Origin of the sequence: Streptomyces rishiriensis (assembly GCF_030815485.1) — a bacterium.
GTDB classification, from domain to species: Bacteria; Actinomycetota; Actinomycetes; order Streptomycetales; family Streptomycetaceae; genus Streptomyces; species Streptomyces rishiriensis_A.
In genome coordinates this window covers 1,188,127-1,213,351 of sequence record NZ_JAUSWV010000002.1, presented here as the reverse complement: position 1 = coordinate 1,213,351, position 25,225 = coordinate 1,188,127, and the positions used below count along the sequence as shown (strand labels likewise).

Here is a 25,225-nt window from a genome sequence, read left to right as displayed (position 1 = left end):
GGTTCATTCCCCCAGGTCGAGAGTGAGTTTGGTGACGGCGAACGCCTCGGCGTATCGCGCGTGACATTCGATCCCGCGGATCCGGGCCAGACCGAGGAAGGCTTCCCGGTCGTACCAGGGCCGGTGCCGCTGCGAGGGGTAGTGCTCCTGCAGCAGCCGCACCTTCCGTTCGGCGATCTCCGGCGACAGCGGCTGGTACGCCGCCGGCCGGCCGAGATCGCCGTCCCACTTGACGATCTCGTAGCCGAGCACGAGGTGGTCGCGGAACGCGGTGGTCATCAGCTTCGCCAGGCCGCGGTGATCCTGGTGCGCGTCATCGGTGCGCGGGGCCAGCACCAGGTCCGGCCCGGTCTGCGCGCGCAGTTCCTCGACCGCGGCCTTGGCCTCCTCCCAGTGCGCCGGGAACCGGCCGTCCGGCAGCTTGTGCACCGTCAGCCGCAGATCCGCCCCCGGACAGAAGGCGGTGAGCGCGGCCAGCTCCTCCTGCTCCCGCTCGCCGCCACCGCCGGAGAGCACCAGCGCGTCCACCCGGACGCCCGGCCGCGCCAGGCACAGCGTCAGCAGGGTGCCGCCGGCGCCGATGGCGATGTCGTCGCAGTGCGCGCCCACGGCGACGATCCGGTCCAGGCGCCCGGTCCCGAGCCGGATCACGCCCTCGCTCCGGAGCCCTGTCCGCCGCCGGACGCGCTCACCGCCGCACCGTCCCGTTCCCACACCGCCCACGGGCGGTCACCCCGGGCGTAGGCGTAGTCGAGCGCGGCCCGCTCCTTCACGGTGTCGGTCGGCTTCCAGAAGCCGCGGTGCTGGTGCGCCAGCAACCGGCCGCGCTTGGCCAGTTGGGCACAGCCGTCGGCGACCAGGTCCCCGTTCTCCGGGATGTGGTCGAAGACCTCCTGGCGGAGCACGAAGTAGCCGCCGTTCTCCCACAGCGGCATGTCGCTCACCGCGGTGATGCCCCCCACCAGGCCGTCGTCACCCAGGTCCACGCAGTGGAACGAGGACTGCGGCGGCACCACCATCATCGACGCACCGGCGTCGCGCCGGGCGAACCGGTCGATCATCTCGGGCAGCGGGGCGTCGGTGAGCACGTCGGCGTAGTTGGCGAGGAACATCTCGTCGCCGTCCAGGTGGTGCCGCACCCGGCGCAGCCGCTCCCCGATCGGTGACTCGATGCCGGTCTGCGCGAACGTGATCGTCCAGGAGGCGATGTCGGTGGACAGCAGCTCGGTCTGTCCGCCCCGCAGCACGAAGTCGTTGGACGTCGTCTCCTCGTAGTTGAGGAAGAAGTCCTTGATGTGGTGAGCCCCGTACCCGAGGCACAGGATGAACTCCGTGTGCCCGAAGTACGCGTAGTAGCGCATGACGTGCCAGATCAGCGGTCGCGGGCCGACCATCGCCATCGGCTTGGGCACGTCGTCGGAGGCTCCGCTGCGCATGCGCAGCCCGTAGCCGCCGCAGAACAGTACGACCTTCATGCCTTGACCTCGACAATGCTCAGTTCCGGTATGGGAAAGACGAGTCGGCCGCCCCAGGCGTGCACGAACGACAGCTGCTCGACCAGCTCGGCCCGCAGGTTCCACGGCAGCACGAGCACGTAGTCAGGCCGGTCGGCGGCGATCTGCTCGGGCGGCAGGATCGGGATGCGGGTGCCCGGCGTGTACCTGCCGTGCTTGTAGGGGTTGCGGTCGACCGTGTACGGGAGCAGGTCGGGCCGGATGCCGCAGTGGTTGAGCAGGGTGTTGCCCTTGCCCGGGGCGCCGTAGCCGACGACCGTCTCGCCGCGCTCGGCCGCCTCGACGAGGAACCGCAGCAGGTCCCGGCGCACCTTGGCCACCCGGGACGAGAACTCGGTGTACCCGGACAGCTCCTGGAGGCCGGCGGCCTTCTCCCGGTCGAGCACGTCGGTCACCCGCCGGGTCGGCTCGCCGGCCACCTCGGCCGGGCGGGCCCACAGCCGGACGGAGCCGCCGTGCGTGGGCAGCAACTCGACGTCCACGAGCGCCAGTCCGCCGCTCGCCAGCGCCCGGATCGCGGACGCGACCGTGTAGTACTGGAAGTGCTCGTGGTAGATCGTGTCGTACTGGTTCTCCTCGATCAGGGTCAGCAGGTGCTGCACCTCGATGGAGACCCAGCCGTCGTCGGCGACCAGGGCGCGCAGCCCCCGGGTGAACCCGACCACGTCCGGGATGTGCGCGTACACGTTGTTGGCCACGACCAGGTCCGCAGGGCCGTGCTCGGCGCGGACGTCCGAGCCGGTGGCCGGGTCCAGGAACGCCGTGAGCGTGGGCACACCCGCGTCCCGCGCCGTGGCGCCGACGTTCACCGAGGGCTCGATGCCGAGGCAGCGCATCCCGCGGTCCACCACATGCCTCAGCAGGTATCCGTCGTTGCTCGCGACCTCGACCACGAAGGCGTCGGCGCCGAGGTCCAGCCGCCGTACGGCGTCGGCGACGAAGGCGCGCGCGTGCTCCACCCAGGAGGTCGAGTAGGAGGAGAAGTACGCGTACTGCGTGAAGGTCTCCTCCGGCGTGATCAGCGGAGGGATCTGCGCGAGCCAGCAGTCGGTGCAGACCCGCAGATGCAGCGGGTACGCCGGCTCCGGCAGATCCAGTTGGTCCGCGGCGAGAAAGCTCTCACACGGCGGAGTCGCCCCGAGATCGACGACGCTTGTCAGCGCCGCCGAGCCGCAGAGTCGGCATCGTGTCATCTACTGCCCCCATCCCGCTCGCGCGGGTTCCCCCGCCGCGAGCCAGTGCTTCCGTCCCCTACCGGCGGCGGGCTGTCCCCGCCGCCGGACCGACCCGCGAGCGCGGTGCGGTACCCCTCCACCAGGCGCTCCAGCCCGACGGCCGGGCTGAAGTCCTGCTCGTAACGGCGCCGGGCCGCCTGCCCCATCTCCCGGTTACGGTCCGGCTCGGCCGCGATCCGGCGTATGCAGGACGCGAGCGAGGCGGTTTCCCCCGGCCGGTGCAGCAGCCCGGTCCCACCGTCCTCGACGAGTTCGACGAAGGCGCCGTGACCGGCGGCGACGACGGGGACCCCCGCCGCCATCGCCTCCACGACCACCAGACCGAAGGCCTCCAGCCAGGTGGAGGGAGCCACCACGGCGACCGACCGCGCGATGGCCCGCCGGCACTCCGCCAGGTCGTACAGGCCGACGTACCGCGCGTCGTCCCGGCCCGCCGCCCAGGCGGCCACCTCCCGCTCCAGTGGCCCGGTGCCGGCGATCACGAGCGGCACGCCCACACCGCCGTCGGCGGCGATCGCGTCCCACGCGGCCATCAGCAGCCGCACGCCCTTGGCCTCCGCGAGCCGGCCGAGATACAGCAGATGCTCGCCGTCGCCCGTTCGGCAGGCGCCCGGGTCGGGCACGAAGTTGTGCTTCACCGCCAGCCGCTCGGGTGGCATGCCGGCCCGTACCAGGACGTCGCGCTGCGCCGCGGAGATGCAGAAGAACCGCTCCACGCCGGACCACCACCGCCGCCGGTTGACCGACAGGCTGACCGCGAGCGGCACCGTCGCCAGCCGGGAGTTCCGGTAGCAGCCGTGCCGGACGGCGGGCAGCGGCGCGGACCCGACGCACTCGGTGCACGGCCGGCCGTCCCGCTGCAGCGTGCCGGGCGGGCAGATCTGGGTGTAGTTGTGCAGCGTGGCCACGACGGGCACCCCGGCGTCGGCGCAGGCGGCCAGCACCGCCGGCGACAGGAGCGGGAAGACGTTGTGGACGTGCACCACGTCCGGCCGCTCGGTGCGCAGCCGGGCGGCGAGCTCCGCGCGGACCGCCGGGTTCCACGGCACCAGCAGCGGTATCGCGGCCTTGCCCAGCAGGGACCGGGCGGCGATGTCGTCGCTGCGCCGCTCGAACACCTCGACCCGGTGACCGGCTTCGCGCAGCAGCGCCACTTCCTGGTCGACGACCTTGTTCTCTCCGCTCGGCTGCGCCGAGGAGTAGCGGTTGTGCACCACGAGGACGTGCATGCTCAGGTCACCTCCGATCTTCGGGCCCCTTGCGGGATGCCTCGTCGAGGGGCTTCGGGAGTCGAGAGGGGAGTGGCCGCGGCAGGTGCCGCCAGCAGCGAGGCGGCCACGGCCAGATGCAGCAGGTACGGCGAGGCGTCGCCCAGCCCGGCCTCCGTGTACGACGCGATCGCGCAGTAGCTGATCAGGAAGATCGCGCAGGCCCTCGACAGCGACGGCGGCCGCAGCAACGCGACGCCGCCCAGCACGATGATGATCGCCGCCACCAGGGTGACGCCGGTCATGCCCTGCTCGTGGTAGACGGCCAGCCAGCTGTTGTCGATCGGCAGCCCGCCGAACGACTTGTCGCCCAGGCCCGCACCGAACAGGTGCTCCGAGGTCGTGCGGGGAGCTGCCAGCAGGGCGTGCCAGACCTTGGCCCGGCCGGTGAGGCTGCTGAAGTTCTCCTGGCTCTGTCCGCGCAGGAACCACGCCTGCAGCGCGGAGCCGAACGCCACCGCGGCCACGGTGGCGCACAGCACCGCCCGGACGAAGAACCGGCGGGCGGCGGCGCTGGTCAGGATGAGCGAGCCGATCGCCAGGGCCAGTCCGACGAGCAGGCCGAGCGTGGCCGTCCGGGTGTGGGTCAGCGCCAGCAGGACGAGGGCCGGCACGATGACCGCCGCCGCGCTGCCCCTGTCGGTCCGGCGGCCCAGGACGAGCAGCACGGTGAGCCCGATGATCACCGCGGCGTACTGTCCGATCTGCGGCGGGGTGAGCGGCCACAACGCGCCGACCAGCCGCCCCCCGTAGAGCTCGGGCATGGCGGCGCCCGGTGAGATGATCATGCCGGCCGCCACCGACCCCAGGACCGCGAAGTACATCCGGATGTGGTGCCGGACGAACGTCAGGCCGCCGTCCCACCAGCGGCTGAGCAGCCACAGCGTGCCGACGAAGAGAGCCAGCCGGGCGCAGCGGAACAGCGCGCCGAACCCGGACTCCAGGTTCGCGCTGGAGATCACGCTCGGCACCAGCAGCAGGGTGAGCAGGAAGACGTAGGTACTGGCTCGGACGCGCAGCCGGAGATTGACCGCGAGCGCCAGCGCGAACGCGGCGACCAGCGCGCCCATGGTGACCATCTGGATGAGGGAGCGGGGCAGCGGGATGATGGTCTTCGCCCCGGCGGAGCCGAGCGTGTTGAGGATCAGCAGCCCCCAGACCGTCCCGACGAGCTTCGACGTGTGGTCCTTGCGCATCTCAACCACCGTCCCGTGCACGGAAGGTGCTGCCCGCGTCCTGCTGGTACGGCGTGCCCTGCCACTGCCCGGAGTCGAGGATCCGGCTCGGGTCGTGGGCGACGAATTTCCATGGCCCGAGGTAGACGTTGTCGTGCCAGCGGTTGTGCTGCTCGCGGGTGATCGCCTCGGCCACCCGCTCGCCCTGGTACGGCGACCAGTCCGGGTAGGTGCCGTAGTTGGCCAGCACCGCCATGCGGTCGCACTTCACCGTGCAGTCGACGACGGACTTGTCCAGCACGAAGCGGTTGTCGTGGATGTCCACCCGCTGTGTCTTCCACCGGCAGTCGGCGTAGAGCGGGGCGGAGGCGATCGCCGGCTGTGCGCAGCGGCCGGTGTTCTGCACCAGCAACGTGCAGTCACCGGACGAGGTGTTGGCCGGGCTGTTGCAGAACCGGTCGGCGTTCTCCCACAGGGTGATGCCGGACCAGTTGTTCTCCAGCACGTTCCGATAGATGTCGATCTTGTCCGTGCGGGCCCGGACCCGTGGTTCGCCGCCGGACTCGGACAGGTAGACCGTCGCGAACGGGAAGTTGTCGCCGCGGTCGGCGTACCTGCGGCCCTCGACCCAGTTGTTCCGCCGGATCGTGTTCCTCCGGACGACCGCGTTGTAGCTGGTCTCGTAGATCAGCGCGGCACCGTCGTTGGCCTCGATCAGGTTGTCCTCGATGCGGAAGTCGTTGTTGTTCGTGTCGGCCCACAACCCGGCTCCGCGGTTGTCGTGCACCCAGTTGCCGCGTATGTCGGCGCCGTCGACGGCCCAGAACTTGACGCCTCCGGTGCAGCCGCAGCCGGGCCGCCGCCGTTCCCAGTCGTCCCTGTTGTTGGCCACGATCTCGTTGCCCTCGACCACCAGGCCCCTGATCCGGCCGCTGCCCTTGTACGCGTTCATGCCGTACTGACCGTTGCCGCGCAGGCAACTGGCGCGGACCTGCTGGCGGGCACCGGCCATCAGCCCGGCGCCGGAGTTGTTCTGGATCGTCGCGTGCTCGATCACCCACCCGTCGGCCGAGTCGTGGTTGACCACGCCCTCGTCGTGCGGCGCGACGAAACCCTGCACGGTCAGGTGGCGGATGGTCACGTCGCGGGCCGTGCCGCCGAACGCGTACTGGTTGGTCTTCCGGCCGTCGAGCACCGCGCCCGGCGCGCCGAGGTAGCTGTCCCCCTCCTTGGGGATCACCTGCGCGTAGCGGTCCGGCTCGAGCCGGTGCGTGCCCGGTCGGAGCCAGAAGGTGGTGTGCGCGGGGCTGCTCTTGGTCTTCGCGGCCAGGTCACCGGCCACGGCGGGGTCGACCGTGACCGCGCCCGCCGGCGCCTTCGCCGGCCCCGCCGCGGGCTCGGCGCACACCCGGGCCACGGACGTGGACGGCGCAGCGGTCGGCTTCGGCCGCGCGGCCGGCGCGCTCTCGCAGCCGGTCGTCGCCAGCAGGGCCAGCACCAGCGGTGCCGCCCCGAAAGCCCGGTGCCGCCACTTGATCCGCAAGCGTCCTCCCCCCTAGCCGTGGAACGTGAGTACGGTGGTGAACCCCTGCGCGCCGTCGTCGGCGAAGCCGGTGCCGACCAGCGTCGTGGCGGGTTCCTTGCGCCCGAAGCCGGGGGAGTACCAGCCCAGCGGCGGGTCGCTCTCGCCGCGATGCGCCCGCCAGCTGAGCTGCCCGGGCAGGTCGAGCGCCGCTGAGCGGTCCTCGCCGTCCAGGGTCCAGGTGAGCACCGCGCGGTTCCCCACCAGGTCCGCGGCGATCGCCGGGCCGAGATGGAACGCCAGCTGCACGGCCCGGCGCGGGCCGCTCACCTCGTCGACCACCCTCAGCTCCTGGCTCGCGGCCGTCAGCTCCACCCGGCGGCGGTGCACGGAGCGCTGGTAACCGTCGTGCTCCGCGCACCAGCGGGCCGTCCCCCCGTCGGAAGTGCCGGACGTGTCCGCGACCAGGACGCGACTGCGGGCCTGCCGGGTCCACAGGAAGGGGCCGCCGGAGACGGACTGGTCACCGCCGTCCAGCCGCAGCGTGTTGTGGCCGAGCGTCGACCGGAAGTACTGCCGCCACTCGGGCTGCCCGTGGTAGCAGTACGTCCCCGGGTCGGCGAGCACGTCGACCCCGTCGTGCCGGACCTCGACGGACAGCGCGTCCGCGTGGGCGTGCGCGGCGATGGACAGGAATCCGTGCGGACCGCCGTCGCAGCGGCACCAGATCCCCTCCGGCCCCCGCAGGATGGTCATGCCCGCGTCGGCGAAATGAGCCGGCCGGCTCGTCGGGCGGGACACGGCCGGTCCGGTCCCCTGGTCCGGGTACGGCCGGATGAGCGCGGCCAGCAGCGGGGTGCGCACATCGGTGCCGGTCACCGTCGGCCACCAGGCGAGCCGGCCGAACACGGCGTCCCCGGTGGCCAGCAGCGAGGCCCAGCGGTCGGTGCCCGCGCCGTCCACGACCAGACCGTGCCCGTCGTCCGCGTCCCCCTGGCGCGGCGGCCGCAGCCGGCTGTCCACGACGGCCGCGAGCGCGTCGGTCATCCGCAGCAGCACCAGTCGGACCGACGAGGGGACGGGCACGCCGGCGGCGTCCGCCTCGGCCACCGCGGCCAGGCCGAGCTCGAGCACCAGTCCGTGATATTCGGTCGCCAGCTCGCGGTTGAGGCCGGACGGGAAGGTGTTGCTTCGCAGATGCCGTTCCAGCGACCGCAGCGCGTCGGCCCGCCAACGCGCCGAGGCGGGGAACCATCCGAACGCGCAGGCTGCGGCGAACTGCCCGGCGGCCTCGGCGATGACGTGGTTGTTCGCCGAGGACCCACGGCTGGGGAAGGCGGCCAGCCAGCGCTGGTGGTGCCAGATCTGCCCGCGTGCCACCGGGTTGTCCTCGAACAGCCCGGCCGCGCCCGGCCAGTCGTCGAGCAGACGGCGGATCCACACCCAGGACAGCAACCGGATCCCCAGCTCGATGCCGCTGGTCCAGTGCACCCCGCGCAGCGGCGCGTTGGAGGCCCACCACGACCTCAGATGCTCGGCCACTCGCTCGGCGTACCGCTCGTTCCCGGTGACCGCGTAGGCGGCGGCGAGCACGGTGAGGTACTGATGCCGCGACGGCTCCCAGATCTGCTTGATGTCCCCGACGGCGTCCTCGTCCCGGTACGGCACGTCGAAGGCGTAGCCCCACGGAGCCCGGCGCCCGGTCTTCGGGTCGTACCACCAGTCGGGGTCGACCAGGTCGTCGCGCTCCACCCCGAAGAACTCGGCGTGCCCCGCCATCAGCCGGTCCGCGTCGGCGATGAGACGTTTCGCGGCGTCCGGCGGCACCGCGGCGATCGTCCCCGCGGGCAGCACCGCGGTGAACCGGGCGCCGGTCACGGTCGGGCAGTCCGGCCGTGCCGACCGCCATCGGCGCCTGCGCACCGCGTCGCCCGCCCGGCCGCCGACCTCCCGCGGTCCCATCCGGGACAGCCGCCGCAGGTACCAGCCCGCGCTCATGGTCATCGCGTGCTCGCCAACGTCACCGGCGCACCGCCGGCCAGGCCGGCCCGCACGGCGAGGGTGGCCGCCGTGGTGGCGACCAGCGACTCCAGCGGCACCGGCATCGGCCCGCCGGTCCGCACGGCCCTGACGAACGCGGCCAGCTCGGCGGACTGGCCCTTGTCCCGCGCCTTGGGCAGCCGTGAACTGATCCACCGCTTGCGGCGGCTGTCGTGAACATCGGCACGGACGAAGTCGTCGAGCCGCAGCACCTTGCCGTCCGCGACGAGGTCCAGGGTCTCCTTGGGGAAGCCGGGCGCGCCGCTGGTGACGTAGCTGATGGCGGCGGTGGATCCGTCCGGGTAGTGCAGCAGGACCTGCAGGTCCTCGTTGCCGGCCGCGGCGACCGCGTACACCGACACCGGGTCGGCCTCCAGCAGCCAGCTCGCCGTGTCGATGAAGTGCCCGCCCTCGCCGGCGAAGCGGGAGCCCTCGGTGCCCTGCTGGAGGTACCAGCTGCCGTGCTGCAGCCGGCCCGCGTTGACCAGGTAGCGCAGACTCGCCGGACCGGTCCGGGCGCCGAACCGCTTTCTGGCCTCCTGCAACAGCGGCGCGAACCGACGGTTGAAGCCCACCTGCAGCCGGTCGTTGCCGGATTCCTCGACCGCCGCGAGCACCCCGGCCAGTTCGTCCTCGGTGAGTGCCAACGGCTTCTCCACGAACACCGCCTTGCCGGCCAGCAGCGCCCTGCGGGTCAGTTCGGCGTGCGAGCTGTGCCGGGTGACGACGAACACCGCGTCGATGGACTTGTCGCCGAGCACGGCGTCGAGATCGGTGGTCGCCTCGGCGAAGCCGAACTTCCGCTGCGCGTTGGCCGCGGACAGCGCCGTCGTGGTGACGACCGTGGACAGCTCGACGCCGTCGCGGTGCGCCAGGTGCGGCAGCAGCATCGACGTCGCGTAGTTGCCCGCGCCGACGAACGCCAGCCGCACCGGTGCCGTGGCGGACCGGGCCGTGAGGGACGGTCCGCCGCCGCGTCGCACCGCGGGCACGACCACCGCCGGGGCCTCCGCTTCCCCCGCTTCCTCCTTCTGCTCGGGGTACCGGAACAGCACGGCCACGGCCTTCAGCTCACCTTCCTTGAGACGCCGGTACGTCTCGACGGCGTCGTCGAAGTCGGCGATGTGGGAGACCAGGGGCTCCACGTCGACGCGGCCGCGGGCGACGAGATCGAGGAAGCACGCCAGGTTGCGGCGCTCGGTCCAGCGCACGTAGCCGATCGGGTAGTCCCGTCCTTCGAGCTCGTACGCCGGGTCGTAGCGCCCGGGGCCGTACGAGCGCGAGAACCGGACGTCGAGCTCCTTCTCGTAGTACGCGTTCCACGGCAGGTCCAGGCGGCACTTGCCGATGTCGACGACCGTGCCGCGGTCCCGGCTCAGCCGCGCGGCCAGCTCGACGGGCTGGTTGCTGCCGCCGCCGGCGGCCAGGTACACCTGGTCCACGCCATGACCGTCGGTGAGCTCGGCGACGGCGGCTTCCACGGCCGCGGACGCGGGATCGCCGCAGGCCACGGCACCCACGCGCGCGGCGAGCTCACAGCGCGCCGGGTCGGGGTCGACCCCGACGACGCGGACCCCGGAGGCGGCAAGGAGCTGCACCACCAGCTGTCCGATCAGCCCGAGGCCGATGACCAGCGCCACGTCGCCGAGTTGCGGCTCGCCGCGGCGCACGCCCTGCATCGCGATCGACCCGACGGTGCCGAAGGCCGCGTGCCGGGGCGCGAGGCCGTCCGGAACCCGGGCGTAGAGGTTCTTGGGCACCCAGTTCAGCTCGGCATGCAGCGCGTGCTCGTTGCCGGCGCACGCCACGAGGTCGCCGACCGCCACGTCGTCGATCCCGGCGCCGACCTGCTCGACCACGCCGCACAGCGAGTAGCCCAGCGGCGTGTAGGAATCCAGCTTGCCCATCACCTTGCGGTAGGTGGCGGGCACCCCGTTGGTGGCCACGCTCTGCATGACCTTGGCCACCTGGTCCGGCCGGGAACGGGCCTTGCCCAGCATCGACATGCCGGCCTCGGACACCTTCATGAGTTCGGTCCCGGTGGATATCAGCGAGTAGGCGGTCCGGACCAGCACACCGTCCGGCTTGCACCCCGGCACCGGCACGTCCAGCAGCGCCAGCTCGCCACTCTTGTAGTTCTGTACTACCTGTTTCACCGAAGTCCTCTTGTCTCACGCCGTGAAGGGAGAGTCCTGGCCGGTCGCGGAGGTCGCGCCGCGGTACCAGTACTCGAGGGTCAGCACATGCCACAGATGCTTGGAGAAGTCCCGGTGTCCGGCGGCGTCCTCGGCGACGAGCCGCGCCAGCGCGTCGCGGCGCAGGAACCCGGAACGGACGAGCACGCCGTCGTGGACGACCTCGCGCACCAGCGGCGCCAGATCCCGGCTCATCCAGGCGCGCAGCGGGGCGCTGAACAGGCCCTTGGGCCGGTACACGATCTCCCGGGGCAGGACCGAGCCGGCCGCTTCCTTGAGGACGGCCTTGCCCTGACGTCCGACGATCTTGCGGTCGCCGGGCACCGCGAACGCCGCCTTGACCACCTCGACGTCCACATACGGCACCCGCACCTCGGTCGACGCGGCCATGCTCGACCGGTCCGTGTAAGCGAGGTTCAGGCCCGGCAGGAACATCCGGGCGTCGCCCAGGCACATGCGGTTGACGAAGTCGTCGAGGTCGTTGTCCTCGTAGGTGTCCGCATGCTCGGTCAGCACGTCCTCGACCGTCCCGGCCAGGTCCGGATCGATCAGGGCCAGCAGCTCGGCCCGGTCGTACATGGTGTAGCTGCGCCGGAACGCGGTCTCCTCCGGCAGATCGGCGAAGGAGAGGAACCGCTTCGCGAAGCGCACCGACCGGTACCCGCGGCGGGCCGTGGCGACCGGCAGCCGGTCCACGGCACTGGACAGGCCGCGCCGCAGGGGCCGCGGGATGCGCTGGTATCGCAGCGCCATCACGTTGGCCAGGTGCTTGCGGTAACCGGCGAACAGCTCGTCGGCGCCCATCCCCGAGAGCATCACCTTCACCCCGGCCTCCCGGGCGGCCTGACAGATCAGGAAGGTGTTGATCGCGGCGGGGTCGCCGATCGGCTCGTCCAGGTGGTACGTCATCTGCGGCAGCAGATCGAGCACGTTCGGCGCGATCTCGATCTCGTGCAGGTCGACGCCGAACTGCTCGGCCACCTGCCGCGCGTAGCGCAGGTCGTCCGGCATCGCCTCGAACTTGGCGTCCTCTGCCCGGAACCCGATCGTGTAGGCGGAGATCCCGGGTCGGTCACGGGCCGCCAGCGCGGTCAGGTAGCTGGAGTCCAGCCCGCCCGAGAGGAAGGTCGCCACGGGGACGTCGGAGAGCAGGTGGCGCCGCGTCGACTCCTCGACGATGGCGCCCAGGTCGGGCCGCTCGCCGTCCCGGGCCCGCTCCTGGCCCTCGGCGGCGACGTCCCGCAGATTCCAGTACCGGCCGCGCTCCACCCGGCCGTCGGGCCGGCACCGCAGCCAGCTCCCCGGCGGCAGTTTCTCCGCCTCGCGGAACGCGCACCGCGAGTCCGGCACCCAGTAGTACAGCAGCGAGGCCACCAGCGCCGCATGGTCCACTTGCAGCGACCCGCCGGTCACGGCGGCGAGCGCCTTGAGCTCGGAGGCGAACACCAGACCCTCGCCGCGCCGGAGCAGGAACAGCGGCTTGATGCCGAGCTGGTCGCGGGCGAGCACCAGCTCACCGGTTCGCTCGTCGAAGATCCCGAACGCGAACATGCCGCGCAGCCTCGGCAGGCAGTCCGTGCCCCAGCGCCGCCAGGCCTCCAGCAGCACCTCGGTGTCGGAGGTGCCGCGGAAGCGCACTCCGGCCGCTGCCAGCTCGGCACGGAGTTCGGGCGCGTTGTACAGCTCGCCGTTGTACGTCAGGACGAGGCCGTCCGAGACCATCGGCTGGGCGCCGGTCTCCGACAGGTCGACGATGGCCAGCCGGCGGTGCCCGAGGTGCACGTCGCCGTCACCGGTGGAGTGGCTGTACCGGCCCGCCCCGTCCGGACCGCGGTGGGCGAGGACATCGGTGAGCCGGTCGGTCACGGCCTTGCCGTCCGGCCATCGGTAAGTGCCTGCGATTCCACACATGTCCTACCGCGTCTCCTCGTTGCTGTCCGGGACCCGTGCCGCCCACATCGGCAGCCGTTCCGTCCGGCGTCGGCCCGTCCCGTTCTGCCGGGCCGGCCGCTCGTTCCGGGCGCGTGGCGCGGTGTCCGGCCCGTCCCACAGCGTGCCGTCGGTCCGGTCACGCGGATCGGGGTCGATCAGCACCACACCGATCACGGCGATGCGCTGGTCCGCGAGCTGGCGCGCCACGGTGTGCAGCCATGCGGCGCTGCCGTGCCCGGCCCGCACGACGAGCACCGTCCGCGTGCCGAGGTACTGAAGGTCGGTCCACGCCGTGCCGGGCGCCACCGAACCGACGCCGAGCCGGCGCTCCTGAGGCGGCTCGGCCGCGGCACGCTCGCCGCTGACCACGGCCGGGTCTCCCGGCTTCGGCCGGCGGTTCGCGAGCTGCGGCCCGGGCAGACCGTCGACGACGACCACTGGTTCCTCCGCCGCCAGTGCCCGGGCGAGGTCCAGGGCGATCCCGCTCGCATGGGGCGCGCACCCCAGTTCCAGCAGCGACACCGGTTCCGCGGAGCCGCGTACGGTGCGGGCCAGGGACGTGGTGAGCCGTTCGCGTGCCGCCCGGGTCCGCCGGCCCTGCCAACGCCCGGCCGCCCGGCGGGGCAGCTCCGCGATGACCGAGGCGCCGAGATTCGCCGCGATCTCCCGGCGCAGCACGGGGCGGTCCGCCACCACCGTGCCGACCGCGGCCAGCGCGAGCCCGAGGGCGAGCCCGAGGACGAGCCCGATCGCGGCGTCGGTGGCAGCGGTCCTGGGCAGGGACTGCCGTACCGCGCGCGGGGCGTCCACGATCTGCGTGCCGGCGACGAGTTGGGGAGTGCCGATGCGCGCCTCCGCGGCGCGCTGGTCGAAATCGGAGATCCGCGAGGTGAGTTCGGCCCGGCGGGCGAACAGCGATTCCAGATTCGCCGCCGCCTTGGGCCCGCTCTCCGGCGACGCCTCGCCTATCTCCTTGTTGACCTGGGCGAGTTCGTCCCGGATCCGGTCACGCTGGTCGAGCAGGGCCTTGGCCTCCGCGTTCGCGGCCGCCTGTATCCGCCGCACATGGTCCGCGACGAACGCGTCGGCCAGCGCCTTGGCGCGGGCCACCGCTTCCGTGTCGCTGTCGCCCGTGACCGTGATCTGCAGCAGGTTGTTGGTCAGGCCGATACCCGTGTAGTCCCGCATGAAGTCCTCGGGCTTCTCCGGGGACCCGAGGGACTCCAGGGCCTTGCCGGCGATCCGCGTGGTGTGCAGCAGCGCGACGTCGGTGCGGATCAGCGTTCCGGGGTCGTTCGGCTGGTCCTCCTGATGCGCGACCAGCACCTTGGTCACCGCGGTCGGCGGTGGCGGCAGCAGGACCGCCACCGCCGCGCCGACGAGCAGCCCCAGCAGCGCCAAGGAGCACCAGAAGCGGCGACGCCTGCGCACCGCCACCACCAGTGCCTGCAGGTCCAGCAACGGAGCGGCGCCCGAGGACTCCGACGTCGTACTCGTCGTCACGCTGAACCTCCTGGGGCGTTGTCGCTCACCGCGAGCGCCGGCGTGGCGGCATCCCGGGGACGGCCGGCGGACCGCGCCGGCCGGGCCCACACCGTGCCGGCGAGGACGATCCCGACGACCTCGTGCGCGGCGTCCGCGCACGCCTCTGCGATGCCGGTCAGTTCCCCTGCGGTCCAGCTGCCCGCGCTGAGCACGACGAGGACACCGGACTCGTCGTCGCGGTCCGGCACCATCGGCTGGGACACCGAAACCTCCACCACGCGCAGCAGCGGATCGCTCCCGGCCTCGGCGACGAGCTGCCCGGCGGCCCGGAGGGCGATCTCGTCGCCGTCCGGTACGACGACCAGCAGCCGTCGGTGATCGGGCAGTCGGTCCCGGAGGCGGGCGCACACCCGCCGGTAGCGGATCGTCCGGCCGGCGTCGTCGCCGGACGTCCGGGGGGCGGGCAGGTCCCATCGGATGTCGACCGCCAGCAGCCGGCGGATCCGGGCCCGCGGGCCACGGTCCTCCGGCTGGTGCGCGCGCTGTTCGCCGGATACCTCGACGGTGCCCAGCAGCTCCGAGCCCAGCGCCGCGGAGATCTCCGGCTCGGTACGCAGCCGGCGACTCATCCGCGCGGCGGTGAGATGGCCGATGACCGCGAGCAGCAGGAACAGCAGCGCCCCGGCGACGATGAGCTGCGTCCTCGTCGGAGGTGCCTCGCCGGCCGGCCGGGCCGCCGGCCCCATGACGACCATGTTGACCTGGTTGGCCACCGGGTCGGCCTGGTCCAGCTTGTTGACGGCCTCCTGCAGCGCGGTGCGCAGCTTCGCCAGCTCGGTGCGGGTCTGCACGCTCTCCACGGTCTGCCCCGGACCGGCCGCGTCGGCCAGCTCGGTGATGCGGCGGCTGGTCTGCACCACCATCTGCCGCAGGGTCTCGGGCGCCGCCGCCTCGGGATCGGTGCCGTCGCCCGTGATCTGCGCGGCGAAGGTGACGAACTGCTGGGCCACCTGGTCGGAGAGCTGCTGGGCGCGCTCGGGGCTGTCGGCCGTGCCCGAGATCTTGATGATGTTCCCGTCGGCGGCCTTGGCGCTCACCTGATCCCGCAGCTCACCGCCGCTGACGCCGGCCCAGTCGAGCGCGGCGGCCGCACGGTCGACCACCACCGAACTGGTCGCGATCTCCGCCTGGGTCACCAGCTCGCGCTCCTCCCACGCCCCCGGCAGCAGGACCGATGCCGACGTCGTGTAGCGCGGCGGAACCAGCAAGGAGACGCCGTAGCCGACGAGCGCGCCCACCACGGCGAGGACGGCGAGAAGCCGTCGGCGCCGGCGGATCATCCGCCCGATCGTGACCAGGCGTATCGTGTCGTCGTTCAACGGCGCGGCCTCTTCCCTGCCCGGTCCGGGTGGTCCGCGGACACCGGAGTGTGGTCCCGGCAGGCGGCGGCGTAGGCGGCGAGCAGCGACGCTTGCGAGTTCCGCCAGGCCAGCGGCCCGCCGATCCGCTCCTGACCGATCTTGCCCATCTGGGCCCGCTTCTCCGGATCGTCCAGCAGCAGCGCGACGAGTCCGGCGAACGCGGCCTCGTCGTTGGCGGGCGCGTAGACGGCGGCGTCCCCGGCGGAGACCCGCGCCTCCCGGAGGTCGAACGAGACGATCGGCCGGCCCATCACCATGTACTCCAGGACCTTGTTCATGGTCGACACGTCGTTGAGCGGATTGCGGGGGTCGGGGGAGAGGCACACGTCCGCGGTGGACAGGTAGCGCACCAGGTCGGCGTCCGGAATGCGCCCGGTGAACTGCACCTGCTCCGAGAGCCCGAGCCGCCCGGACAGCTCCACCATCGCGTCGAAGGTGTCGCCGGCGCCGACGAACACCGCGTGCCAGTCGGTCCGTCCGAACTCGTCGCGCAGCTTCGCGAGAGCCCGCAAGGCGTAGTCGACGCCGTCCTGCGGCCCCATGACGCCGAGGTAGCACAGCAGATGCGGCTTGCCGCGCTTCAGCTCCGGCTCGGGCGGTACGGGGTGGAACCGGTCCGTGTCGGGAGCGCTGCGCACCACGAAGACGTCCTCCGGCCGCCGGCCGCCACGGCGCACCGCGACGTCCCGGTAGCTCTCGTTCGTGGCGAGCACGACGTCCGCGGCCCGGTAGGTCAGCCGTTCCAGCGCGCACACGGCGCGGTAGAGGAGGTCCTTGCCGCGGTCGAAGCGGGAGAGGTACAGCTCGGGTACCAGGTCGTGCTGATCGAAGACGAACCGCGCGCCGCGCCGCTTCAGCCACCGTGCCGGCAGGAACAGCAGGTCGGGCGGGTTGCAAGCGTGCACCACGTCGACCGGGCCGACCTTGCGGGCCAGCCGGACCGTGTGCCACAACGCCGATCCGTACTCCCGCAGGTAGCCGGCCGGCCCTCCGGTGGCCGCGCGCAACGGATAGCGGTGGATCCGCACCCCGTCGATCTCCGCCTCCGGCTCCGTGTCCCGCTTGCTCCCCTGGGGACAGATGACGTGCACCGTCCAGCCCGCGTCGCGCAGCGTCGTGCACTCCTGCCACACCCGCCGGTCGAACGGCACCGACAGGTTCTCCACCAGGACCAGCGCGCGCCGGTCCGGCCGGTCGGTGCTTCCTCTTTCACCAGGCAAGGCCCACGTACCCCGGTTCGGCCCGGCGCGCGTCGGCGTCGGGGAGGTGGATGAGGTCGACGATCACCATGCCGTCGCCATGGGGCAGCGCCGCCAGCACGGCCGGGTCCCTGGTCCCGACCAGGCACACCTCGGCGTGCTCGAGCACCTCCTCGACGGAGTCCGCGAGCAGCTGCGCGAGGTGCGGCAGCCGGGTCTCGATGTACTCGCGGTTCGCGCCGAGCAGCCGGGAGAGGCTCACGTTGGCGTCGTAGATCTTCAGGTCGTACCCCTTGCCGAAGAGCCTCTCCGCCAGCTCGACGAGCGGGCTCTCGCGAAGGTCGTCGGTGCCGGGTTTGAAGGACAGGCCGAACAGGCCCGCCCGGCGCTTGCCGGTGCGTTCGACCAGCTCCACCGCACGCTGCAGATGGTCGGAGTTGGAGGGCAGCACATGGGAGAGGATGGGCACCGAGACGTCGGCCCGCTGCGCGGCGTGGACCAGGCTGCGCAGGTCCTTGGGCAGGCAGGAGCCGCCGAAGGCGAAGCCGGGTCGCAGGTAGGCGGCGCTGATGTTCAGCTTGCGGTCGGCCAGGAACACGTCCATCACCTGGTGCGAGTCCACCCCGAGCGCCTGGCACACCGCGCCCAGCTCGTTCGCGAAGCCGATCTTGAGGCCGTGGAACGCGTTGTCCGCGTATTTGATCGCCTCGGCCGTCGGGACCGGTACCCGGAACACCTCGCCGGGCAACCCGTCGTAGAGCGCCGCCACCGTGTCGCCGCTCGCCGGGTCGAGCTCGCCGATGACGGTCTTCGGCGGGTCGAAGAAGTCCCGCACGCTCGTACCCTCGCGCAGGAACTCCGGGTTGACCGCGACCCCGACGTCCACCCCGGCCGTGCCGCCGACGTTCTTCTCCAGGATCGGTACCAGCAGGTTCAGGCAGGTGCCCGGGAGCATGGTGCTGCGGAACACGACGGTGTGCCGCCCGCCCCGCTCGGCCAGCGCCGCGCCGATCTGCTCGGTGACCCGCTCCAAGTACGTGGTGCACAGGCTGCCGTTGGGCTCCGACGGTGTGCCCACGCAGATCAGCGACACCTCACTGTCCGTGATCGCCTCGCGGACGTCGTGGGTGGCGCGTAATGCTCCGCTCCGCACGACCTCGGCGATGAGCTCGCCGATCCGCTCCTCGACCACCGGGGCCTTGCCGTCGTTGACCAGGTCGACCTTCACCTGGTTGACGTCGACCCCGATGACCTCGTGGCCCATGCTGGCCAGGCACGCGGCCGACACGCAGCCCACATAGCCGAGCCCGAAAACGCTGACCCTCATGACACGTTCCTCCCCCCAGGCAGGCCCTTGCGGCCTGCCGTCCGTGCACCGGCCGGACGACTCCCGCGCATCAGTAGGCCCCCTGCCCGTAGAGCACCGCACGCAGCGTCTTCCACAAGATCACTGTGTCCAGGGCGAGCGACCAGTCCTCCACGTACCGCAGGTCCAGTCGCACCGCCTCCTCCCACGACAGGTCGCTGCGTCCGCTGATCTGCCACAGGCCGGTGAGACCGGGCTTGACCAGCAACCGCCGCCGGATGTCCGGGCCGTACGCGGCGGACTCCTCCGGTAACGGGGGCCGCGGACCGACGAGCGACATCGATCCGGTGAGCACGTTGAGAAGCTGCGGGAGCTCGTCGATCGAGTACCGGCGCAGCACTGTTCCCAGCCGGGTCACCCGTGGGTCCCGGCGGAGCTTGAACAGCAGGCCGGCGCCCTCGTTGCGGCCGGCCAGCTCGGCACGTGCCCGGTCGGCCCCGGCGACCATGGTGCGGAACTTGAGAATGGTGAACTCGCGGCCGTCCTTGCCGACTCGTCGCTGGCGGTAGAACGCCCCGCCCCGGCTGTCCAGCATCACGAGGAGCGCGACGAACATCATCAGCGGCGCGAACAGCACCAGCAGAATCGTTGCGCCTATGCGGTCGACCACCCCTTTGACCGCCCGGCGGCCACCGCTGAACGTCGGCATGCTGACCCGCAGTAGCGGGATTCCGAGCACCGCGTCGACGTGCAGCCGCGGGCCGGCCACCTCCATCAGCACAGGGGCCACGACCATCTCGGCGTCGCTGCCTTCGAGGTTCCAGGCCAGCCGTTGCAGCCGGTCCGGTGACCAGTGCGGGTCCGGTGTGACGGCGACGACACGGTAGCCGTCGCGGCGGACGTGGCCCGCGACCTCCGCCAGCCGGCCGACGACCGGCACTCCGTCCAACTGGTCGCCGTCGAGCCCGAGACCGTCCGTCGTGCACACCGCATCCACCCGCCAGCCGAGGTGCGGGAACTTGCGGGTCCGGTTGATCAGGTCGCGCACGGTGGCCGGGCTGCCGGCAGCGAGCACCGGTCTCAGGCACCGTCCTTCCTTGCGCTGTTTGTGCAGCCAGAGGCGCAGCAGATACCGCGCGGTCATGGTGACGAGCGCGATCGCGGGGATCGCGACGAAGATCCAGAGCTTGATGTTGCGCGACGTGAGGGCGATCCCGCCCAGTGCCAGTACGACGGTCGCCGTGAACAGCGAGCGTCCGAGCCGACGGAATTCCTCGGCACCCTGGCCGAGCACGGCCGGAGCCCAGGACCGGCTCACCGCAAGCGCCCCCAGCACCAGCAGTTCGGTGCCGAACGCGAGGATTCCCCACTTCTCGTGCCAGTTGGCCGCGTCCCGGGCCCCGAAGAAGTTGCCGATCGCCGCCACCACCAGGGCGGTGGCCACGGTGTCGGTGGTGATCACGGAACGGCGGTACCGCTGCTCCCAGTCGATCGCGGGCGGGCTGATCGCGCCGCTCGCCATCCGTTCGCCCGCCGACGGAAAGGGACTGACCAGCCCCCCTTGCCGCACGGAACTCCCCAGGTCCCCCAGTGGTTCGACGTGTTCGCCTAACACTGTTCCTCCCCCCGGGGGGCCCCCGCCCCCCGCACTGTTGCTCCCCTCGGGAGGCCCCCGCCTCCCGCCGCGCCGCGCTGTTCCCTCCCTGCGGGAGCCCCCCCGCGCATGACATATCGGGTGTTTCAGAGGTGCTTGACCATCCCACCCTGGCGGCAGCAGCGCCGCGTTCCTGCCGGACTCTCGAGGTGTACGGGAACCGATCGAAACCTGGGGTGCTCCCCGCACCCAAGGCCCTCTCGGGCTCGAAGAGTTGCTCACCCCCACGTCTGGCGCGGGGCCGCGACCGCAGGCATCCCGTAGCGCCGGACCTATAGACAATTATGGGTCGCCTCGTGTCCGAACAGCTGAAGCACGGTCAATCTAGACCATCGAGGCCAGTATGAAGAGAGGATGTGTGTAATTTGTGTTCAAGCTTTGGGACTTGATCCACCGATCGGCATCCGCCCACGGGTGCATCCAGGCCACCGCACGCTCCGGCAGCTCGTCCGGCCCGCGGCGGCGGCCTGTACGCGGAGTGATCGGCGACCTGTGACCGCCGTCCCCGGAGCCCGGTGCGGCACCGACTTGCCGGGTTCGCGCACTACGGCGTGCCACTGTGGGTGCCCGAGGCGGGCAGGCCGATCGACCCGGACGGCGAGGCGCACGACGTGATCACGTCGGTGCCTCGAGGGGCCGCGGACGAGAACCGCCGGTGCTCGAAGTGCGGGGGCAGGGCCTGCCCGACCGTCGAGGCGGCGCATGTCGACGGGGCGCCGAAGACGGACGGCGACGAGCGCAGAACGGCCGGCCTTCGCGGTTCGGATGTCCGGGAAGAGACCCAGGCGGCCCGAGACCTGCCCCGAGACCTGCCCTGTGGCTGCCCTGTGACCGTTCCCGCGGACAGCGGCGGAGGCCGGTTGCCGGCAGCCGACACAGCTCGGTCGGCGCGAGGGCGCCCGACGGGCGTCGTGCCCGGCCGGGCGCCCTCTTTCCGGGTCTAGAAGAACCCCAGCTTCTTCGGCGAGTACGACACCAGCAGGTTCTTCGTCTGCTGGTAGTGCTCCAGCATCATCTTGTGCGTCTCGCGGCCGATGCCTGACTGCTTGTAGCCGCCGAAGGCGGCGTGTGCCGGGTACGCGTGGTAGCAGTTCGTCCAGACGCGACCGGCCTGGATCGCCCGTCCCGCGCGGTACGCCGTGTTGATGTCCCGCGTCCACACGCCCGCCCCCAGGCCGTACAGCGTGTCGTTCGCGATCTTGATGGCGTCGTCGAAGTCGTCGAACGAGGCCACCGAGACCACCGGTCCGAAGATCTCCTCCTGGAAGACCCGCATGCGGTTGTCGCCCTCGAAGATCGTCGGGCGGACGTAGTAGCCCCCCTTCAAGTCACCTTCGTACTCGACGCGTTCACCACCGGTGAGGATCTTGGCCCCCTCCTCCCTGCCGATGTCGATGTACGAGAGGATCTTGGTGAGCTGGTCGCTGGACGCCTGGGCGCCGATCATCGTGTCGGTGTCCAGCGGATGGCCGGGCTTGATCAGCTCGGTTCGGGCGACGGCCGCTTCGACGAAGTCGCCGTAGTTGCCGCGCTGGATCAGGCCACGGGACGGGCAGGTGCACACCTCGCCCTGGTTCAGGGCGAACATGGTGAAGCCCTCGAGCGCCTTGTCCCGCAGGTCGTCGTCCTTCTCCCATACGTCGTCGAAGAAGATGTTCGGCGACTTGCCGCCCAGTTCCAGCGTGACGGGCTTGAGGTTCTGTGAGGCGTACTGCATGATCAGCCGCCCCGTCGACGTCTCGCCCGTGAACGCGATCTTCGCCACGCGCGGACTGGACGCGAGGGGCTTGCCCGCCTCCTCGCCGAAGCCGTTGACGATGTTCACCACGCCCGGGGGCAGCAGATCGGCGACCAGGCTCATCCAGTAGTGGAGGGAGACAGGCGTCTGCTCGGCGGGCTTGATGACCACCGTGTTGCCCGCGGCGAGGGCCGGCGCGAGCTTCCACGTGGCCATCAGGATCGGGAAGTTCCACGGGATGATCTGCGCGACGACGCCGAGCGGCTCGTGGAAGTGGTACGCCACCGTGTCGTCGTCGACCTCGCTGAGCGACCCCTCCTGCGCCCGGACCGCGCCGGCGAAGTAACGGAAGTGGTCGATGGCCAGGGGGATGTCCGCGGCCAGCGTCTCGCGGACGGGTTTGCCGTTCTCCCAGCTCTCCGCGACCGCCAGGGGTTCCAGCCGCGCCTCCATCCGGTCGGCGATCTTCAGCAGGATGTCGGAGCGTTCGGTGGCCGAGGTGCGGCCCCAGCCCGGCGCGGCCGCGTGCGCCGCGTCGAGCGCCCGCTCCACGTCCTCCGCCGTACCGCGCGCCACCTCGGTGAACGTCTCCCCGTTCACCGGAGAGGGGTTGTCGAAGTACTGGCCCCGAGCCGGGGGCACGTACTCGCCGCCGATGTAGTGGTCGTAGCGGGCCTGGTAGGAGACGATCGCGCCCTCGGTTCCGGGCGCCGCGTAACGGGTCATCCTGCTCTGCCTCCCTCAGCAGCGCTGCCCGCCGTTGGGCAGCTCTGCGCGGAGGCTAGGGAAACGGACGTTGCATCCACGTTGCGCAGCCCGCCGGCACGCGTTGACGCGCGGCGCACGCACGTCGAGGCCCCGCGATCAGTGCCCCGTGTGCTGACGCCCGGCCTGCTGACGTCCGTTCTCTGGTCGCTCCGGGTGCTGACGTCCTGCCTCTGGTGGCCTCGTGTGCTGACGTCCCGTCTCTGGTGGCCCGTGTGCCGGCGCCGCGTCGCTGTGGCCCGGCGTGCTGACGCCCTGTCTCAGGTCGCCCGGCGTGCTGACGTGCCGCCTCTGGTCGCCCCGCCGGTGGACGGACGGCTCGCTTGCGGGTGTCCTGCTCGTGGACGGCTCGCCTCTGGTCACCCCGCTCGTGGGTGCCCGTGGTCGCCCCGCTCGTGGAGGTCCGGGCCGGCCTAGGAGTGCGGCCGTCCGGTGGGCGCCGTCAGTTCGGACTCAAGGGACGCCAGGCGAGCCCGTATCGCGGCCGTGGGGCGGGCCGCCACGAGCGCCCGCCACACGTCGAGGTCGTCCTCGCCCCACGGCGCGTGCGCCCAGTCCGCCAGCAGATCGGGGTCGCCGCAGGCGATCAGCGCGGCGCGCAGCCCCTCGGCGAGACGGCGCCCGAGCCGCGCCACCGCCGGCGCCCGGGACGACGGCAGCGGCGGCCCGGTGTACGCGGTCACGGCGCCCATGACCGCGCCGGCCGCCAGCCTTCGTTCGACGACGGCGACGTCCGACTCGCACCCGACGGTGAGCCGGTAGGGACGCGATGCCAGCAGCCCGGGTCCGAGCACCCCGCGCAGCCGGGCGAGTTCGGCCCGCAGCGTCACGGGGGTGACCGACTCGTCCTCGTACAGCGCGCACAGCAGCTCGTCGCCCGTGAGCCCCTCGGGATGACGGGCCAGCAGTACCAGGATCTCGCTGTGCCGGCGGCTCAGCCTGATGTCACGGCCGCCGGTGACCAGACGCGCCTCGTCCCGGCCCAGCACGGTCAGCCGCGGTGGGTCGACGGCCGGCCGTTCCGGGGCGAGCAGCGCCAGGTGCGCCTCCGCGGCCCGGGCGACCGCCTGTACGAAGCCCAGGCTGTGCGGATGCGCCAGCCCGTCCCCGCCCGTGATGTCCACGGCGCCCAGCACCCGCCCGGTCCGGGGATCGTGCACCGGGGCGGCGGCACACGTCCAGGGCTGCACCCGCCGGATGAAGTGCTCGGCCGCGAACACCTGCACCGGACGGTCCAGGGCGACCGCTGTGCCCGGCGCGTTCGTCCCGACGGCGCTCTCCGCCCATCGCGCGCCCGGCACGAAGTTCATCCGCCCCGCCTGCCGTCGGGTCGCCGCGTGTCCCTCGACCCACAGCAGCCTGCCGTGCGCGTCGCACACCGCCAGCAGATGCTCTCCGTCGGCGGCGAACGTGCCCATCAGCTCACGGAACAACGGCATCACCCGTGCCAGCGGATGCTCGGACCGGTAGGTGCCGAGGTCGCCGTCGGTCAGCTCGACGCTCGCCGTGCCGTCGGGACCGACGCCGGCTCGCGCGGACCGACGCCAGGAATCCGCCACGACCGCGCGCACCGGCCGCGGCATCGTTCCCGCCTCGGTGAACGTCTCGTGCGCCCGCCGCAGGATCCGCGCCCGCTCGGCAGGGTCGGCACCCGGTTCCAGGGCCACCCAGGGATCGGTCAACTCGTCCTCCCGGAAGGCGATACGGCTGGAGACATCGTCACTCCGCAGGCGCTGACCGACAACCGTTCGGACGAGGCCGCGCCGAACGTGGCCATCGGCTCTCCGCCCGGTCCGGTCAGGCGCGGCCCACGAGTCTCAGGTAGCGGACCCAGTCCCAGTTCGGGCCGGGATCGGTGTGATCGGTGCCCGGCACCTCGTAGTGACCGATGATGTGCGCCCGGTCCTTCGGGATGCCGTACCGGTCGCAGACCGAGGCCGTCAGCCGGGCGGATCCCTCGTAGAGGGCGTCGGTGAAGAAGGCCGGTCTGTCCACCCACCCTTCGTGTTCGATGCCGATGCTGCGGGTGTTGTAGTCCCAGTTCCCCGCATGCCAGGCGACGTCGGCCTCGCGCACACACTGCGCCACATGACCGTCCACGGAGCGGACGAGGTAATGGGCGGACACCTTCTTCCGCGGGTTCTGAAACACGGTCAGGGCCTTCGCGTACAGGGTCTGCGTGACGTGGATGACGACCCGGTCGACGGGACGGCCGGCGGGACGGTTCGCCGCCGTGCGGTTGGCGGCGTGCGCGGGCAGCCATTCGGCGAGCGGGTAGTCGACGGTCCGGGGCCCGGCGCCCGCCCGCGCCTCGGGCAGCAGCGCGTACGGAACGGCGGCGAGGGCGGCGCCCTTCAGGATCCGTCGTCGGCCAGGAAGGTTCCTCGTTCGTTCCACTGGTGTCGCCTTTCGGGGTCTCGGACGTCCGGCGGGCGGTACCGGAGCGTGTGCGGGCGTCGGTCGACCGGTACGCGTCCGACTCGCCGGACCCGTGATCCCGTACCGGCCGGCCACCGCCGTCACCGGTCGGCGGCTGTGTCCCGCTCGCATTACGCTACGGCGGCGGCTGATCGGGCAGGAGGACGCGCCGGGATCCGGTGGACGAATGCGTGACTGTGGACAACTCGCTCACCCGAACGGGGAGTTCCAGGTCCGATCGGCACCTTGGCCCGCACGGGGCCGGGTACCGGCAACGGTGTGCGGCCCCCGCGCGGGCCGGATGCCGACAGTGGTGTGCGGCCCGCACGACGCCGGTGCCGACAGGGGCAACCGGCCG

Annotated in this window: 17 protein-coding genes; all 17 read right to left on the bottom strand. The window is 71.9% G+C overall.

What is annotated here, in order from left to right:
* Window positions 1–3: 3 nt before the first annotated feature.
* Complete coding sequence (locus tag QF030_RS07755) at window positions 4–651, bottom strand: PIG-L deacetylase family protein (protein WP_307161917.1); 648 nt, start codon at window positions 649–651, stop codon at window positions 4–6.
* Entirely contained in the window at window positions 648–1,475 is an 828-nt protein-coding gene (locus QF030_RS07750) for a glucose-1-phosphate cytidylyltransferase (RefSeq protein WP_307161916.1), read from the bottom strand. The genes QF030_RS07755 and QF030_RS07750 overlap by 4 nt, the downstream gene beginning before the upstream one ends.
* The gene (locus tag QF030_RS07745; RefSeq protein ID WP_307161915.1) at window positions 1,472–2,707 is read right to left on the bottom strand and encodes a class I SAM-dependent methyltransferase; all 1,236 of its coding nucleotides are present in this window, start codon (window positions 2,705–2,707) and stop codon (window positions 1,472–1,474) included. Before QF030_RS07745 ends, QF030_RS07750 begins: the two co-directional genes overlap by 4 nt.
* Window positions 2,704–3,978 (bottom strand): glycosyltransferase, encoded by a 1,275-nt coding sequence (locus QF030_RS07740; RefSeq protein WP_307161914.1) that lies wholly within the window; start codon window positions 3,976–3,978, stop codon window positions 2,704–2,706. The genes QF030_RS07745 and QF030_RS07740 overlap by 4 nt, the downstream gene beginning before the upstream one ends.
* A 2-nt stretch (window positions 3,979–3,980) precedes the next feature.
* Window positions 3,981–5,213: an O-antigen ligase domain-containing protein gene (locus tag QF030_RS07735; protein ID WP_307161913.1), complete on the bottom strand. Its 1,233-nt coding sequence runs from the start codon at window positions 5,211–5,213 to the stop codon at window positions 3,981–3,983.
* Window position 5,214: 1 nt separating this feature from the next.
* Complete coding sequence (locus QF030_RS07730) at window positions 5,215–6,735, bottom strand: right-handed parallel beta-helix repeat-containing protein (RefSeq protein WP_307161912.1); 1,521 nt, start codon at window positions 6,733–6,735, stop codon at window positions 5,215–5,217.
* Between the two features lie 12 nt (window positions 6,736–6,747).
* A complete protein-coding gene (locus QF030_RS07725; protein WP_307161911.1) occupies window positions 6,748–8,718 on the bottom strand; it encodes an alginate lyase family protein in 1,971 nt (656 codons plus the stop codon).
* On the bottom strand, window positions 8,715–10,910 hold the full coding sequence (locus QF030_RS07720; RefSeq protein ID WP_307161910.1) for a bi-domain-containing oxidoreductase: 2,196 nt from the start codon (window positions 10,908–10,910) through the stop codon (window positions 8,715–8,717). The genes QF030_RS07725 and QF030_RS07720 overlap by 4 nt, the downstream gene beginning before the upstream one ends.
* Before the next feature lie 15 nt (window positions 10,911–10,925).
* Window positions 10,926–12,860 (bottom strand): asparagine synthase (glutamine-hydrolyzing), encoded by a 1,935-nt coding sequence (gene asnB / locus QF030_RS07715; protein ID WP_307161909.1) that lies wholly within the window; start codon window positions 12,858–12,860, stop codon window positions 10,926–10,928.
* A 3-nt stretch (window positions 12,861–12,863) separates the two neighbouring features.
* On the bottom strand, window positions 12,864–14,384 hold the full coding sequence (locus tag QF030_RS07710) for a Wzz/FepE/Etk N-terminal domain-containing protein (RefSeq protein ID WP_307161908.1): 1,521 nt from the start codon (window positions 14,382–14,384) through the stop codon (window positions 12,864–12,866).
* Window positions 14,381–15,745: a Wzz/FepE/Etk N-terminal domain-containing protein gene (locus tag QF030_RS07705; RefSeq protein WP_307161907.1), complete on the bottom strand. Its 1,365-nt coding sequence runs from the start codon at window positions 15,743–15,745 to the stop codon at window positions 14,381–14,383. Before QF030_RS07705 ends, QF030_RS07710 begins: the two co-directional genes overlap by 4 nt.
* Complete coding sequence (locus tag QF030_RS07700; protein ID WP_307161906.1) at window positions 15,742–17,007, bottom strand: glycosyltransferase family 4 protein; 1,266 nt, start codon at window positions 17,005–17,007, stop codon at window positions 15,742–15,744. Before QF030_RS07700 ends, QF030_RS07705 begins: the two co-directional genes overlap by 4 nt.
* On the bottom strand, window positions 16,997–18,313 hold the full coding sequence (locus tag QF030_RS07695; RefSeq protein ID WP_307161905.1) for a nucleotide sugar dehydrogenase: 1,317 nt from the start codon (window positions 18,311–18,313) through the stop codon (window positions 16,997–16,999). Before QF030_RS07695 ends, QF030_RS07700 begins: the two co-directional genes overlap by 11 nt.
* Window positions 18,314–18,383: 70 nt before the next feature.
* A complete protein-coding gene (locus QF030_RS07690) occupies window positions 18,384–19,862 on the bottom strand; it encodes a sugar transferase (protein ID WP_373428745.1) in 1,479 nt (492 codons plus the stop codon).
* A 1,024-nt stretch (window positions 19,863–20,886) separates the two neighbouring features.
* On the bottom strand, window positions 20,887–22,410 hold the full coding sequence (exaC, locus tag QF030_RS07685) for an acetaldehyde dehydrogenase ExaC (protein ID WP_307161904.1): 1,524 nt from the start codon (window positions 22,408–22,410) through the stop codon (window positions 20,887–20,889).
* A 452-nt stretch (window positions 22,411–22,862) separates the two neighbouring features.
* Window positions 22,863–24,131: a GAF domain-containing protein gene (locus QF030_RS07680; protein ID WP_307161903.1), complete on the bottom strand. Its 1,269-nt coding sequence runs from the start codon at window positions 24,129–24,131 to the stop codon at window positions 22,863–22,865.
* A gap of 115 nt (window positions 24,132–24,246) precedes the next feature.
* Complete coding sequence (locus QF030_RS07675; RefSeq protein ID WP_307161902.1) at window positions 24,247–24,846, bottom strand: N-acetylmuramoyl-L-alanine amidase; 600 nt, start codon at window positions 24,844–24,846, stop codon at window positions 24,247–24,249.
* Between the last annotated feature and the right edge of the window lie 379 nt (window positions 24,847–25,225).